This window comes from Streptomyces sp. NBC_00647 (assembly GCF_045207245.1).
In the GTDB taxonomy this organism is placed as follows: domain Bacteria; phylum Actinomycetota; class Actinomycetes; order Streptomycetales; family Streptomycetaceae; genus Streptomyces.
This window is the reverse complement of sequence record NZ_CP109040.1, coordinates 5,284,960-5,298,340: the sequence shown is the minus strand read 5'-3', so window position 1 is coordinate 5,298,340 and position 13,381 is coordinate 5,284,960. Positions and strand designations below refer to the sequence as shown.

The 13,381-nt window shown below is 69.2% G+C and carries 14 protein-coding genes and 1 riboswitch; of the genes, 7 read left to right on the top strand and 7 right to left on the bottom strand.

Annotation, left to right across the window (positions count from 1 at the left end; all coding sequences use genetic code 11):
• Positions 1 to 62: 62 nt before the first annotated feature.
• From OG788_RS23270 to OG788_RS23255, 4 genes are all read right to left on the bottom strand, one after another.
• Entirely contained in the window at positions 63 to 968 is a 906-nt protein-coding gene (locus OG788_RS23270) for a LysR family transcriptional regulator (RefSeq protein WP_406373199.1), read from the bottom strand.
• Positions 969 to 1,184: 216 nt separating this feature from the next.
• On the bottom strand, positions 1,185 to 2,375 hold the full coding sequence (locus OG788_RS23265) for a cystathionine gamma-lyase (RefSeq protein ID WP_406373197.1): 1,191 nt from the start codon (positions 2,373 to 2,375) through the stop codon (positions 1,185 to 1,187).
• Complete coding sequence (locus tag OG788_RS23260) at positions 2,372 to 2,863, bottom strand: low molecular weight protein-tyrosine-phosphatase (RefSeq protein WP_406373195.1); 492 nt, start codon at positions 2,861 to 2,863, stop codon at positions 2,372 to 2,374. The genes OG788_RS23265 and OG788_RS23260 overlap by 4 nt, the downstream gene beginning before the upstream one ends.
• Positions 2,864 to 2,872: 9 nt before the next feature.
• The gene (locus tag OG788_RS23255; RefSeq protein WP_356747016.1) at positions 2,873 to 3,256 is read right to left on the bottom strand and encodes a phage holin family protein; all 384 of its coding nucleotides are present in this window, start codon (positions 3,254 to 3,256) and stop codon (positions 2,873 to 2,875) included.
• A gap of 82 nt (positions 3,257 to 3,338) precedes the next feature.
• Between OG788_RS23255 and OG788_RS23250 the strand changes: the two genes are divergently transcribed.
• The 4 genes from OG788_RS23250 to OG788_RS23235 all read left to right on the top strand — a co-directional run bounded on the left by OG788_RS23250 (position 3,339) and on the right by OG788_RS23235 (position 5,865).
• Positions 3,339 to 3,656 carry a cupin domain-containing protein gene (locus OG788_RS23250; RefSeq protein ID WP_261703765.1) on the top strand — a complete coding sequence of 106 codons (318 nt, stop codon included), beginning with the start codon at positions 3,339 to 3,341 and terminating at the stop codon, positions 3,654 to 3,656.
• 164 nt (positions 3,657 to 3,820) lie between these two features.
• Entirely contained in the window at positions 3,821 to 4,033 is a 213-nt protein-coding gene (locus OG788_RS23245) for a DUF5326 family protein (RefSeq protein WP_406373193.1), read from the top strand.
• Between the two features lie 568 nt (positions 4,034 to 4,601).
• The gene (locus tag OG788_RS23240) at positions 4,602 to 5,327 is read left to right on the top strand and encodes an IclR family transcriptional regulator (protein ID WP_406376822.1); all 726 of its coding nucleotides are present in this window, start codon (positions 4,602 to 4,604) and stop codon (positions 5,325 to 5,327) included.
• 100 nt (positions 5,328 to 5,427) lie between these two features.
• Positions 5,428 to 5,865 carry an SsgA family sporulation/cell division regulator gene (locus OG788_RS23235; RefSeq protein WP_266760541.1) on the top strand — a complete coding sequence of 146 codons (438 nt, stop codon included), beginning with the start codon at positions 5,428 to 5,430 and terminating at the stop codon, positions 5,863 to 5,865.
• A gap of 80 nt (positions 5,866 to 5,945) precedes the next feature.
• Here OG788_RS23235 and OG788_RS23230 read toward each other — a convergent pair whose 3' ends face one another.
• Complete coding sequence (locus OG788_RS23230; RefSeq protein ID WP_406373191.1) at positions 5,946 to 7,463, bottom strand: YibE/F family protein; 1,518 nt, start codon at positions 7,461 to 7,463, stop codon at positions 5,946 to 5,948.
• A gap of 71 nt (positions 7,464 to 7,534) precedes the next feature.
• Positions 7,535 to 7,691, top strand: a riboswitch (TPP riboswitch).
• Here OG788_RS23230 and thiC point away from each other — a divergent pair.
• Positions 7,684 to 9,504: a phosphomethylpyrimidine synthase ThiC gene (gene thiC, locus OG788_RS23225; RefSeq protein WP_406373190.1), complete on the top strand. Its 1,821-nt coding sequence runs from the start codon at positions 7,684 to 7,686 to the stop codon at positions 9,502 to 9,504. Its footprint overlaps the riboswitch before it by 8 nt.
• 64 nt (positions 9,505 to 9,568) lie before the next feature.
• Here the strand turns inward: thiC and OG788_RS23220 are convergent, their stop codons facing one another.
• Positions 9,569 to 9,955: a VOC family protein gene (locus tag OG788_RS23220; RefSeq protein WP_406376821.1), complete on the bottom strand. Its 387-nt coding sequence runs from the start codon at positions 9,953 to 9,955 to the stop codon at positions 9,569 to 9,571.
• 5 nt (positions 9,956 to 9,960) lie between these two features.
• Positions 9,961 to 10,323 carry a DUF1801 domain-containing protein gene (locus tag OG788_RS23215; RefSeq protein WP_406373188.1) on the bottom strand — a complete coding sequence of 121 codons (363 nt, stop codon included), beginning with the start codon at positions 10,321 to 10,323 and terminating at the stop codon, positions 9,961 to 9,963.
• 139 nt (positions 10,324 to 10,462) lie between these two features.
• Between OG788_RS23215 and OG788_RS23210 the strand changes: the two genes are divergently transcribed.
• Both OG788_RS23210 and OG788_RS23205 read left to right on the top strand, forming a co-directional pair.
• Positions 10,463 to 11,350: a LysR family transcriptional regulator gene (locus OG788_RS23210; RefSeq protein WP_406373186.1), complete on the top strand. Its 888-nt coding sequence runs from the start codon at positions 10,463 to 10,465 to the stop codon at positions 11,348 to 11,350.
• A 211-nt stretch (positions 11,351 to 11,561) separates the two neighbouring features.
• Positions 11,562 to 13,058, top strand: coding sequence for a VWA domain-containing protein (locus OG788_RS23205; RefSeq protein ID WP_406373184.1), 1,497 nt, complete (start codon positions 11,562 to 11,564; stop codon positions 13,056 to 13,058).
• The last annotated feature ends 323 nt before the right edge of the window (positions 13,059 to 13,381 follow it).

The following is a 13,381-nucleotide window of genomic DNA, read 5'->3' as shown; positions in this document are numbered from 1 at the left end:
GACCGTCGGTCTTCGGCGGCAGGCCCTGCCGCCTTGGGTCCCGGTTCAGGCCCGCGCCGGCCTCAGCCCCAGTCGGCGGCCGCTCGCAGCAGCCATTCGTGCGCCCGGGCGATGTGCGGCATCGCGAGCGTTCCGGTCCGGACGACAAGGAAGTACGTACGCAACGGGGGCACCGCCGGGTCGAGGAGCGCCACGACGTCTCCGCGTTCGATGGCATCGGAACAGAGGTATTTGGGCAGGACGGCGAGCCCGGCGCCCGCGGAGGCGCAGGCGAGGACCGCCCGCAGATCCGGGACGACGACCGTTCCGGAGGCGGCCGGGCGGCAGTCGAAGACCGAGGCCCAGTAGCGGGCGACGAGCGGCAGCGACTCGTGGACCTCGACGATGGGGAAGTCCTCGAGCGCGTGGGCGCCCTTCCGGCGGAGTTTGCCCGGCCCGACTTCGGCGGCCCAGCGCGGAGAGGCGACCAGGACGTGCTCTTCGTCGCAGAGCGGAGTCGCGGTGAGGAGCGCACCGCGTGGGCGGGCCGTCGTCATGGCCAGATCGTGATGTCCGGCGGCGAGCCCTTCGAGCGTCTCCTCCGCGTTGCCGAAGGAGGCGCGCAGCGTGAAGCCCTGGCCGTCGTGACCGGTCAGCTCCGTGAGTGCGGGCAGTGCGCGCTCCGCGGTGAACTCCGGCGGCCCCGCGAGATGCAGGGTCCGCAGCGAGGAGTCCTCGTCGAGACCGGTCTCGGCTATCTCCACGAGGGCATCGAGATGCGGGGCCGCCTTGTGGGCCAGCTCGTCGCCGATGGTCGTGGGGGTCACCCCGCGCGCCTGGCGAAGAAACAGGGGCCGTCCCAACTGCCGCTCCAGTGTGCGGATCTGCGAGGTGACGGCCGGCTGGGAGAGCCCGAGCAGCGCGGCGGCGCGAGTGAAGGAACCGGCCCGGTGCACAGTCACAAAAGTGCGCAGCAAGGCCAAGTCCATGGTGCCCCTCCCCTTTCAGCACCCCCGCGCGAACCCCAACTATAAATAAGTCGATAGGTCTCTGTCGCTACGGTGATTGGACACTGACACAGAGTCAACTAGCCTTGTTTGCGCGGTTCTTCGCGCGCGGAACCGGGACGGTCCGAGCCACGAGGGGGGAGGCTCGGACCGTCCGTTGTACGTAGCGGGGGTACTAATCCGGCCGCCATGGCCGCCCTACTCCGCGGAGGCGTCGAGGGCCCGCAGCACGTCCGTCACGAGGTCCTCGGGATCTTCGGCGCCGGCGGAGAAGCGGATGAAGCCTTCCGGGACCGCGTCCCCGCCCCAACGGCCGCGCCGCTCGGCCGTGGACCGCACCCCGCCGAAGCTGGTGGCGTCGTCCACCAGGCGCAGCGCGTCGAGGAAGCGCTCGGCACGTGCGCGTGTGGGCAGCGTGAAGGACACCACGCATCCGAAACGACGCATCTGCTGTGATGCGATCTTGTGCGACGGGTCGTCGGGCAGCCCCGGGTAGCGCAGCCCCGTCACCTCGGACCGATCCCGCAAGGCCTCGGCGATCGTTCTGGCGTTGGCGGTCTGCCGGTCGGCCCTCAGCTGGAGCGTGGCGAGCGAACGGTGGGCCAGCCAGGCCTCCATCGGGCCGGGGATGGCGCCGACGACCTTGCGCCAGCGTCGTACGGGAGCCATCAGCGCGGCGTCCCGCCCGGTGACGTACCCCAGGAGGATGTCGCCGTGCCCGGTGAGCATCTTGGTGCCGCTGGCCACGGAGAAGTCGGCGCCCAGCTCCAGCGGGCGCTGTCCGAGCGGGGTGGCCAGCGTGTTGTCGACGGCGACGAGCGTGCCCTGCGCGTGTGCGGCAGCGACGAGGCGTCGCAGATCGCAGACGTCGAGGCCCGGGTTGGACGGCGTCTCGATCCACAGCAGCTTCGCGCCGTCGAGGACCTCCAGCTGAGCATCGCCGGCGGTGGGGGCGGTGCGCACCTCGATGCCGTACGCGGTCAGCTGCTCGCGCACCAGCGGCAGCACCTGGTAGCCGTCGTCGGGCAGGACGACGATGTCACCGGCGCGCAGTTGGGAGAAGAGCACCGCGGAGATGGCGGCCATACCCGAGGGGAAGGCGAGCGTTTCCACGGAGTCCTGACCGGGCGCTTCCAACTCGCCGATGGCGCGCTCCAGGAGCGTCCAGGTCGGGTTCTCGTCACGGCCGTAGGTGTACGGGCCGGTGGGCTCACCGGGCAGATGGAAGTGCGCGGCGAAGACCGGGCCGGGAAGGGTCGGCTCGTACTTGACGGGCTCGGGCAGCCCGGCGCGCACCGCGCGGGTGCCGTCGCCCTGCACCGTCGCGCGCGTGTCCTCGCTCCGGCCCGCGCCCTCACCGCTCGCCGTGACGGAATCCCCTGACGTCATGCCTCTCGTCCTCCCACTTGCTCTCGTACCGCGGCGAGCAGTCCGGGGCTCGCCGCCTCCACCATCTCAAGACATTCCTCGAAGCCGTCCATATGTCCGTAATACGGATCGGGGACGTCCAGATCGTCGCCCGCGGCGGGGTCGTACGAGCGCAGCAGCCGGACCTTCGCCGTGTCCTCGGCGGTGGTCGCGAGGCGGCGCAGGGCCTTGAGATGGCCGGTGTCCAGCGCGATGACGAGATCGAGACGGGAGAACCACGAGGCCTGGAACTGCCGGGCCTCGTGGTCGCTCTCGTAGCCACCCGCCTCCAGCACGGCGACGGTGCGCTCGTCCGCCCCGTCGCCCTCGTGCCAGCCGCCCGTCCCCGCGCTGTCGACCTCGACCAGCCCGTCGAGTCCGGCTTCCGTCACATGGGCGCGGAAGACGAACTCGGCCATCGGCGAGCGGCAGATGTTGCCGGTGCAGACGAAGCAGACGCGATAGGGCATGGAGCTCTCTCAGTCGTTGTCGCCGTCGGGCAGGACGACGTTGAGCGCCCAGGAGACGACGGAGATGATCAGGCCGCCCAGGACGGCGGTCCAGAAGCCCTCCACATGGAAGCTCAGGTCGAGTTTGTCGGCGAGCCAGGAGGTGAGCAGCAGCATCAAGGCGTTCACCACAAGGGTGATCAGGCCGAGCGTGAGGATGAAGAGCGGGAAGGTCAGTACCTTCACGATCGGCTTGACCAGGAAGTTCACCAGTCCGAAGACCAGCGCGACGAGCAGGAGCGTGCCTATCTCCTTGCCTGTGCTGTCGCCCGTCAGGGTGATCTTGTCCAGGAGCCAGACGGCGACGGCCAGGGCCCCCGCGTTGGCGAGCGTCTTGACTACGAAATTCTTCATGTGTCTGATCGTGGCAGAAGAGATCGACTGGCAAGAAGGGGCTGTGGACACAGCCTGTGGCGTACGAGAGCGGACGAGGGCGATGAAGGCATTCCGACTGGATGAACTGGAGGCGGAGCGCGCCGCCAACGACGGCGCATACCTGCAGTTTCTGCGTGAGCGGAACATGTCGGTCGGGCTGTACGCGCTCGACGCGGGCGGGCTCGACCCGCAGAAGCCGCACGCACAGGACGAGGTGTACTTCGTGGTGAGCGGACGCGCGTCGATCACGGTCGGCCTGGAGACCACCCAGGTGGCGCGGGGCAGCGTCGTGTACGTACCCGCGGGGGTCGCCCACAAGTTCCACCACATCACGGAGGATCTGCGGGTCCTGGTGGTGTTCTCTCCGCCCGAGAGCTGACCTGCGTCTCAGGGTTCCCTAGGGGGACGGTCAGGGGAGGACAAGGGGTGCGAGGCCACCGCACGGCCCCCTCTCCGACCTAGCATCGGATGCAAGACACAAGAGAACCCGGAATCGGTGTCCCGGTGTTGGGGCCACGGGCGAGGAGAGGTAAGGACAGGGCGATGCGAGAGATCTTCAACGGTATGCCGTGGTGGGTGAAGTGGGTCGCGGTGCCGGTCATCGCCCTGGTGGTGTTCGGCGGCCTGATAGCGAGCGTCGTCACCTTCGTCGTTCTCGTGCTCTTCAAGGTGCTCATCTTCGTGGCGCTGGTCGGCGGGCTGATCTACATCGTGCGGAAGTTCATGTCGAGTTCGTCCTCACGCAGCGACTGGTGAGGCGCGAGAGGGTGAGCGGGAGGTAACGGCGAAAGGGGAAAGGGAACCCAAGGTTCCCTCGGGCGAGGGAAGTTTTCCGGCGAGGCCGTATGCCGGCCGTGACTGGCGGTTAAAGTCCGGAATTCGACGCGGGGGTCGACCCCCGCGCGCAGCGCACAGCCCCCTCCCGTGTTTCCCCGCACGGGCGGTCCTCCTCGCGCTTCGGGAGTGCCCCTTGGCCACGGTTGACACCGCACCCGCACCATCAGTCGTTCCGCCCTTCCGGCGATCGGGCATGCCCGCGGCGGCACGCGTTCCACCGGTCCAGCCGCGTACCTCTCCGGGGGAGCCGCCTCTTTCACGCTCCGCGCCGGTTTCGCCGGCGGAGCCGGCGCCGCCGCGTACTCCGATGGCGGAGGCGCCCGCGCGGCGCGCCCTGCCGGCGGACGGGCTCACCGGGCGCACACTGCCGTCGGTGACCCGCAGTCCGCGCTCTCCGTCCCCCGGGGCGGCACGGCTCGCCCGAACCCTTCCGGCGGAGCCCGAAGCCACCCCGCTGGATTCCCACTCCACGACGTTGATCGGCTCGGTGCAGCGGGCGATGCGTCTGCTGGAGGCCGTCGCCTCGCGGGAACAGGGCGCACCCGCCAAACAGCTCGCCCGGGAGGCGGGACTCGCGCTGCCGACCGCGTACCACCTGCTGCGCACCCTTGTTCACGAGGGCTATCTGCGCCGCGACAGAGGGCTGTTCTACCTCGGTGAGGCCGCCGAGCGGCTGAGTAGCAGCGGAGCCCAGCAGAAACGTCGCAGCACGGTGAGTGACACGCTCGCGCACTGGCGCGATGCGATCGGCGCCCCCGTGTACTACGCGATCTACCGCGAGGGCGAGATCGAGGTCGTGTGCGTCGCCGACAGTCCGGCGAATCCCGCGGTCGAGGAGTGGGCCGACTTCCGGGAGACCGCGCACGCCCACGCGATCGGCCAGTGTCTGCTGTCCCAACTGGACGACAAGTCCCGGCGGGACCACCTCGATCGCTACCCGGTGCAGTCGATCACCCCCTACACGGTGCGTGACAAGGACCGCCTGCTGCGGCGCCTCGAACGGATGGGGCGGATGGAACCGGTGGTCGAGCGGCAGGAGTACGCGCTGGGCGCGGTCTGTGCCGCGATCCCGATCACGGCGGGCAGTACCGCCGCGACCATGGCCATCTCCTTCCCGTCCCACCAGGTCGACCGGCTGCTGCCCGCGGCACACAAGTTGCAGAGCGAAATGGGCAGGCTGCTAGGGACACTCGCCATCTCTATCAGTATCTGAAAACTCACTCCTTGTGATCTGTCGTACACGTTGAGCAAGATTTCCAGCAGTGTCAGGGGGACGATTCCTGGCCAGTCGATGGCAAACGACGGGGTAGGCGATGCGCGAGTCGGTGCAGGCAGAGGTCATGATGAGCTTCCTCGTGTCCGAGGAACTGTCCTTCCGCATTCCGGTGGAGCTGCGATACGAGACCTGTGATCCGTACGCGGTGCGGTTGACCTTCCACTTGCCCGGAGACGCGCCCGTGACCTGGGCGTTCGGGCGGGAGCTGCTGATCGACGGGGTGGGCAGGCCATGCGGCGACGGAGATGTGCACATCGCTCCGGCCGACCCGGAGGCGTTCGGTGAGGTGCTGATCCGGCTTCAGGTCGGGGGAGATCATGCCCTGTTCCGGTCCGGGGCCGCGCCGCTCGTCGCCTTCCTCGACCGTACGGACAAGCTGGTGCCGCTCGGGCAGGAGCGCTCCCTCGCGGGCTTCGACACATCCCTCGACGAAGCGCTCGACCGCATCCTGGCGGAGGAGCAGAGCGCGGGCTGAAGCCCCCCGTGCCCGGCGGAGTAACGCTTCCTCAAAAGGGGCGTGTGCGTCGTACGGCTCCGGCGCTTCCGGCGGACGGCTCAGTGCTTGCGGCGACGGCCCTTCCCGCTCCGCGCCGGCGTCCTGACACCCGCGGGCTCGACGGGGCCGGTCGCGGTCCCCTCACGGTCCGCGGCGACCACGAGGGCGGCCAGAGCGGTCGTCACCGGCACGGCGGCGACCAGGCCGATCGATCCGACCAGGGTGCGCACGATCTCCTCGGCGACCAGTTCGCTGTTGGCCACGGTGCCCACGCTGCTCTGGGCGATCGAGAAGAGCAGCAGCAGCGGCAACGCGGCGCCCGCGTAGGCCAGGACGAGCGTGTTGACGACCGACGCGATGTGGTCGCGGCCGATCCGGATGCCCGCGCGGTAGAGGCCACGCCAGCCCATCGTGGGGTTGGCCTCGTGCAGTTCCCATACCGCGGACGTCTGCGTCACCGTCACATCGTCGAGAACACCGAGCGAACCGATGATGACTCCGGCCAGCAGCAGACCGCTCATGTCGATGGACGGGTACAGGCCGTGGATCAGACCGGTGTTGTCGTCCGTGTTGCCGGTCAGCACGGCCCAGTCGATGAAGACCGAGCCGAGGATGCCGATCAGCACGAGTGAGAGCAGGGTGCCGACCACGGCCACGGATGTCCGGGCCGACAGACCATGGCACATGTAGAGCGCGATCAGCATGATCGCGCTGGACCCGACGACGGCCACGACCAGGGGGTTCGAGCCCTGCAGGATCGCCGGCAGGATGAAGAAGTTCAGGATCATGAAGCTGATGGCCAGGGCGATCAGTGCCATGACGCCGCGCATCCGGCCGACCACCACGACGACCACGGCGAAGATCCCGGCGAGGAGCGTCAGGGGAAGCTTCCGGTTCGCGTCCGTGACCGAGTACTGGAGGTCCTTGGGGGCGGAGGGCTCGTACGCGACGACGACCTTCTCGCCCTGGTGCAACTGCCGTGACTGGTCCGGCTGAACGATCTCGGTGAACGTGCGGCCCTTGTCCTTGCCGGTGTCGATCCGGATCGTCGCCTTCTTGCATTCACCCGTCGCCTGCTGCTGGGCGGAGGAGCCCTCGGCGGTGGAGGTATCGCCCGTCGGGGTCTCCCCCGAGGCGTTCACGGACTTGCAGTCCACCTGGTCGATCTTGGTGACCGTCGCCTGCTGGGTCTGCCGGTCGAAGCCGACGCCGGTGCGCTCGTGGGAGGGGGCGCCGCCGGGCCACAGCACCACGAGACCCACCGCGACCGCGGCCGCGAAGGGGATCAGTACCGCGGCGATGACCTTGCGCAGGTGCTTGGAGACCGGCGCGGCAGGACCGTGGCTGTGCGAGTGCCCATGCCCGCCGCTCTGACCTCCACGATCTCCGTCGCCCGGGCCCGGCCCGTGTTCGCCGCCGTGACCGTTGTGACCGCCGTCCGGTCCGGAACCATGGCCACCACCCGGCCCGTGCCCAAGTCCATGGCCGTTGCCGGAACCATGTCCGTGGCCGTCGTCGGAGCCCGGACGGCGCGGAGACTCGGACGGTGGGAACGGGGATCGCTGGGGTGTTGTCACCGACCGATCATCGCAAGAACGACAGGGGCCCTCTGTTCACCGCGCCAAATATGACGCTAGCGTGGAGGCACCTTTGCACACGCGGGAGCTCGGAGCACCGGGCTGAGAGGGCGCTGACCTCCGTCTTCGCGATGTTTCACATGAAACATCGACGAACGGAAACCGCTGCGTCGACCGCTGAACCTGTTACCGGGTAATGCCGGCGTAGGGAGTAGGTCTCATGACCAACAAGGACGTACGCACGCCTGCCTCCAGCCAGACGGCCGGGGCTGCCTCACCGTCGCCGAACGGGGAGACCGGGAAGTCCATCGGCTGGCACAAGGCGTACGTCGGGGGTACGCGTCCCGATCTGCGGGTGCCGGTTCGTCAGGTGCACCTGACCAACGGGCAGTCCGTGACGCTGTACGACACCTCCGGCCCGTACACCGATCTGACCATCGACACCGATGTACGCAGGGGGCTGGCGCCGCTGCGCGAGAACTGGATCATCGCCCGCGGGGACACCGAGGAGTACGCGGGCCGCCCCGCCCGCCCGGAGGACGACGGGATCAAGCACACGTCCCCGCGCGGCGGGCTGCGCAATCTGGACGCGGTCTTCCCGGGGCGGCCGCGTCAGCCGCGCCGGGGGCGTTCCGGGCAGGCGGTCACCCAGCTCGCCTACGCGCGCCGCGGCGAGATCACGCCCGAGATGGAGTTCGTGGCACTCCGGGAGAACGTCGACCCCGAAGTCGTACGCGAGGAGATCGCCGCCGGCCGCGCGGTGCTGCCCGCCAACGTCAATCACCCGGAGATCGAGCCGATGATCATCGGCAAGCGGTTCCTGGTGAAGGTCAACGCCAACATCGGCAACTCCGCGGTCACTTCCTCCATCGAGGAGGAGGTCGAGAAGATGACCTGGGCGACCCGCTGGGGCGCCGACACGGTCATGGACCTGTCGACCGGCCGCAACATCCACACCACCCGCGAGTGGGTGCTGCGCAACTCCCCCGTCCCCATCGGCACGGTGCCGCTCTACCAGGCGCTGGAGAAGGTCGACGGCCGTGCCGAGGAGCTGACCTGGGAGATCTACAAGGACACGGTCATCGAGCAGGCCGAACAGGGCGTGGACTACATGACGGTCCACGCGGGCGTGCGCCTGGCGTACGTGCCCCTCACCGCGAACCGAAAGACCGGCATCGTCTCGCGCGGCGGCTCGATCATGGCGGCCTGGTGCCTCGCGCACCACAAGGAGTCGTTCCTGTACGAGAACTTCGAGGAACTCTGCGAGATCCTCGCCGCGTACGACGTCACCTACTCGCTCGGCGACGGTCTGCGGCCCGGCTCCATCGCAGACGCCAACGACGCCGCTCAGTTCGCGGAGTTGAGGACGCTCGGGGAACTCAACACCGTCGCGAAGCGTTTTCAAGTACAGACGATGATCGAAGGCCCGGGACATGTCCCGATGCACAAGATCAAGGAGAACATCGACCTTCAGCAGGAGATCTGTGATGAAGCTCCGTTCTATACGCTCGGCCCGCTGACGACGGACATCGCGCCTGCGTACGACCACATCACCTCCGGCATCGGTGCCGCGATGATCGCCTGGTGGGGCACGGCCATGCTCTGCTACGTGACGCCCAAGGAACATTTGGGCCTGCCCAACCGTGACGACGTCAAGACCGGCGTCATCACCTACAAGATCGCCGCCCACGCGGCCGATCTCGCCAAGGGGCACCCAGGTGCACAGGACTGGGACGACGCTCTCTCCGACGCCCGCTTCGAGTTCCGGTGGGAGGACCAGTTCAACCTGGCTCTCGATCCGGACACGGCACGGGAGTTCCACGACGAGACGCTGCCGGCCGAGCCCGCCAAGACGGCTCACTTCTGCTCCATGTGCGGGCCGAAGTTCTGCTCGATGAAGATCAGCCAGAGCATCAACGAGCGGTTCGGCGGTGACGCGGCCGAAGGGGCCTCAGCGGCGGAGATCTCCGAGGGCATGCTTCAGAAGTCCAGGGAGTTCGCGGAGGCGGGCAACCGCGTGTACCTGCCGCTGGCCGACTGAGCCGCTCCACAGGGGCGCGGTCCGGGGCACGGAACGCCCGGACCGCCGCCCTCGGCCGGCCCGGTCATACCGCGGCGTCCTGTGGGTACCAGCGCAGTTCCACCGTGTTGCCGTCCGGGTCCTGGACGTAGACCGAGGTGGCGGTGCCCCGCGCGCCGAAGCGCGCGACGGGACCCTGAAGCACGGTGAAGGATCCCGACGCGATGACCTCGTCCCAGTCCAGGGGTTCCACGGTGAGACAGATGTGGTCGACGTTGGACTCCCCACGGGGGCCGTCCACCAGGTCGATGACGCTTTCCGCGGTGATCCGCACCGACGGGAACGGGACCTGGCCGGCTCGCCACTCGGCAAGGCGCACGGGTGCCAGCCCGAGAAGTCCGGTGTAGAAGCCCAGGGACCGTTCGACGTCCTCGACGTTGAGGACCAGGTGGTCGAAGGCCTTCACGCGCATCGCGGTCACTTCGTCTCCAGGGCGACGGCGCGGCGGAGCCATTCACCGAAGAGGACGGGGTCGACCTCGTCGGTACGGCTGAGTTTCACCGAGGCCATCTGGCGGGCTCCGGCGACCAGTCGGCCCGATGGGTCGGCCACCTCCTGGCCGCGCCAGAGGCCGAAGGTGATGTAGGACGTGTAGCCCTTGAGCAGGCAGACCGGCGTCTGACCGGGCTTGGCTCCGAGGCTCCAGGTGGGATGGCCGTGCCACAGCGCGCCGGAGCCGTCGGGGAGGGCCGAGTCGATGACAGGTCGGATCTTCTCGCCGATGTCGCGCAGGGGGCTGTCGAGCCCGTTCAGATAGGAGGTGATGTCCGAGGCGTTCATGTGAGTCCTGTTCAGGAGAGGCGCGTCCCGGGCTCCCCAGGGGGCCGGTTGGACGCTTCTACGATCCGCCGCGGGACGGAGACCATCAAGGCATGATCGACGTACGACCGTTGAGCCAGATTTAACGCCGGGGGGATTGATGCTGGAGCGGCTGGAGATCGAGACCTTCCTGACGCTGGCCGAGGAGCTGCACTTCGGCCGAACCGCGGAGCGGTTGCTGATCACGACCGGGCGGGTCAGCCAGGTGATCAAGAAGCTTGAACGCAGAATCGGCGGGCCGCTGTTCGAGCGCAACAGCCGTTCCGTCCGGCTCACTCCGATCGGCCGGCAGCTGGCGGCCGACCTGGTGCCGCTGGTCGCCGCGATGGAGACGGCGCTGCGAAGGGCGGCCGACGCCAGTCGTGGGGTCGCCGGAGAGCTGCGGGTCGCCTTCCTCGGCGAGTGGACGGCACCCGCACTGCTCAGGGCGGTCGGTCTGTTCGGTGAGCGGCACCCCGATTGCCGGGTGGATGTGCGGGAGGTTCAACTGTCCAACTCCCGGGCGAGTCTGGTGGACGGCTCGATCGACGTCCTTCTCGCCTCGTTCCCTTTCGACGGAATGGCCTGCGGTCCGGCGCTGCTGCGGGAGAGACGGGTACTGGCCGTGGCGGCCGGTCATCCGCTCGCCGACGAGGAGCGGGTGTCCGTCGAAGTACTCGCGGAGCACCCCGTGGTGCAGTACCCGGCGGTGACCTCGGCGGGGTTCAAACGGGACCGCACACCGGACCGCACTCCTTCGGGCAGGCCGGTTCCGAAGGGCCCGGTCGGCGGGTCGTTCTCCGAAATGCTGACTCTGGTCGCGATGGGCCGGGGTGTCCTCCCGGTCGGAGAGCACTCCCGCCAGTACTACCCCCGACCCGATGTCGCGTACGTGCCTCTTCACGACGCCCAGCCGATCGAACGGGGACTGGTGTGGAGGGAGGGCAACAGCACCGAGCGGGTGCGCGAGTTCGTCCGGGCTGCGACGGACGCGACCGGCTCCCCCTGAACCGGAGCAGGGAGCCGGGAGCTGGGAGCCGGGAATCCGGAGCCGCGGGGCCGGAGCCCGACCCCATGTGCCGGGTGTTCCGTCTTCGGAGCCGGAGCCGGAGCCGGAGCCGGAGCCGGAGTGGGAGTGGGAGCGGGGCCTGGGGCCGTCCGATGGGCGCGGATGCGTATCGGACGGTTCGGGTGCGGGGTTCTCTAGGCAGACTGGGCGCATGACAGCGACATCGATGAGCAAGGGCGCCAACCTTCCCGTCGCAGCGCAGGAGGTGCAGGTCGTCCTGGGCTGGTCCGGGGGGCCCGGTGCTCCGGACGCCGATGCCTCGGCTCTGCTGCTCCGTGCGGACGGACGGGTGCGGGACGACGGTGACTTCGTCTTCTACAACCAGCCGAGACATGCCTCCGGTGCCGTGCGTCACCTGGGGAAGCGGAAGGAAGGCGTCGGGACGACGGACACCGTCGGGGTGGATCTGCGCGCCCTGGAGCCGGAGATCCAGCGCGTCGTCCTGGGGGCTTCCGCCGACGGGGGCACCTTCGGCGGGCTGACGGGTCTGAGGCTGACGCTGCTCGACGCCGGGACCGGTCAGGAGCTGGCGCTCTTCGAGATGGAGGCGACGACGGAGACGGCATTCATCGGGGGTGAGCTCTATATGCGGGGCGGCCAGTGGAAGTTCCGCGCGGTGGGCCAGGGGTACGACTCCGGACTCGCGGGCCTGGCCACCGACTTCGGGATCAGCGTGGATGAGGAGCCGGGTGCGTCCGGGAGCGCGGGCCCGGGGGGCGCGGCGCCGGGAGTCGCGGGCTCCGGAGGCTCCTCGCCCGGTGTGGCGGCAGCTCCCGCGGCCACACCCGCCGTCACACCCGCCGTTCCGCCTCGGCCCACGATGCCGCCCCCGTCCGCTCCGACGCCGCCCCCGTCCGCCCCGATGCCGTCTTCCGCCCCTCGCCTGATCAAGGGCGAGGATCAGTTGCCCGTTGACATGCGCAAGCGGCTCTCCCTGCGCAAGGAGCAGGTGGCGGTCAGTCTGCGCAAACACGGGGCGGTGGGTGTCAGGGCCCGCGTCATCCTGGTTCTGGACGCCTCCGGATCGATGTCGTTCCTGTACTCGAAGGGCGTCGTGGCCGATGTGGTGGAGCGGATGGCCGCGGTGGCCGCCCAGTTGGACGACGACGGCGAGATGCAGGCGTGGACCTTCGCGTCGAACCCGGCCCGGCTGCCGGACCTCGCCGTGGGGGACCTGCCGGAGTGGCTGGAGCGCCATGTCCGGGTCGGTGAGCTGACCCTCTTCCGGCGGAGCAAGAAGCCTCGGAAGGGGATGCTGCCCGGCCAGGTGGACATGCGGGCGGTCGGCATCCAGAACGAGGAGCAGAAGGTGATCGCCGAGGTCCGGACGTACGTCCGTGAGCACCCGGCCGCCGATCCCACGCTGGTGCTCTTCTTCTCCGACGGGGGTGTCTACCGCAACAAGGAGATCGAGAAGGAGCTGCGGGAGGCGGTGGACGAGCCGATCTTCTGGCAGTTCGTCGGACTGGGGCGCTCCAACTACGGCGTACTGGAGCGGTTCGACACGCTGCCGGGCCGGCGCGTCGACAATGTGGGGTTCTTCGCGGTCGACGACATCAGCCACGTACCGGATCCGGAGCTCTACGACCGGCTGCTGTCCGAGTTCCCGTCGTGGGTGAGCGAGGCACGGCGGCTGGGCATTCTCTGACCGACCTCCGATATCGAGGGCAGCCGACGACGCCTGAGGGTCCCGTCTGAGGTCCCGCACCCGAGGCAGCCCGTACGGGCCCGCGTCCGAGCCAGTCGTACGGAGCCGAGTCCGCCGCGGCCGTACGGACCGAGAGCCGTGAGGCGTGCGTATCCGGAGCCACGGCGGGCCCTGGAACCGTTCCGGCGGCGGGGGCGTCCGGGACCGCACCCCGGCGGCCGCGGCCGACCGCACCCCGCGGCCGTCGTACAGGCCCGCAACCGCAGCCGTACGGGCCCGCGCGCCCGCGCGGGCCCCTTTCCTCCCGTGAGCCCGGCCGTCGG

Coding starts and splice junctions, on each gene's coding strand:
- OG788_RS23220 (WP_406376821.1), bottom strand. CDS start 9,955: ATGCGCGTGAAGGCCTTCGACCACCTGGTCCTCAACGTCGAGGACGTC.
- OG788_RS23250 (WP_261703765.1), top strand. CDS start 3,339: ATGAAGGCATTCCGACTGGATGAACTGGAGGCGGAGCGCGCCGCCAAC.
- OG788_RS23270 (WP_406373199.1), bottom strand. CDS start 968: ATGGACTTGGCCTTGCTGCGCACTTTTGTGACTGTGCACCGGGCCGGT.
- OG788_RS23210 (WP_406373186.1), top strand. CDS start 10,463: ATGCTGGAGCGGCTGGAGATCGAGACCTTCCTGACGCTGGCCGAGGAG.
- thiC (WP_406373190.1), top strand. CDS start 7,684: ATGACCAACAAGGACGTACGCACGCCTGCCTCCAGCCAGACGGCCGGG.
- OG788_RS23260 (WP_406373195.1), bottom strand. CDS start 2,863: ATGCCCTATCGCGTCTGCTTCGTCTGCACCGGCAACATCTGCCGCTCG.
- OG788_RS23245 (WP_406373193.1), top strand. CDS start 3,821: ATGCGAGAGATCTTCAACGGTATGCCGTGGTGGGTGAAGTGGGTCGCG.
- OG788_RS23235 (WP_266760541.1), top strand. CDS start 5,428: ATGCGCGAGTCGGTGCAGGCAGAGGTCATGATGAGCTTCCTCGTGTCC.
- OG788_RS23215 (WP_406373188.1), bottom strand. CDS start 10,323: ATGAACGCCTCGGACATCACCTCCTATCTGAACGGGCTCGACAGCCCC.
- OG788_RS23265 (WP_406373197.1), bottom strand. CDS start 2,375: ATGACGTCAGGGGATTCCGTCACGGCGAGCGGTGAGGGCGCGGGCCGG.
- OG788_RS23255 (WP_356747016.1), bottom strand. CDS start 3,256: ATGAAGAATTTCGTAGTCAAGACGCTCGCCAACGCGGGGGCCCTGGCC.
- OG788_RS23205 (WP_406373184.1), top strand. CDS start 11,562: ATGACAGCGACATCGATGAGCAAGGGCGCCAACCTTCCCGTCGCAGCG.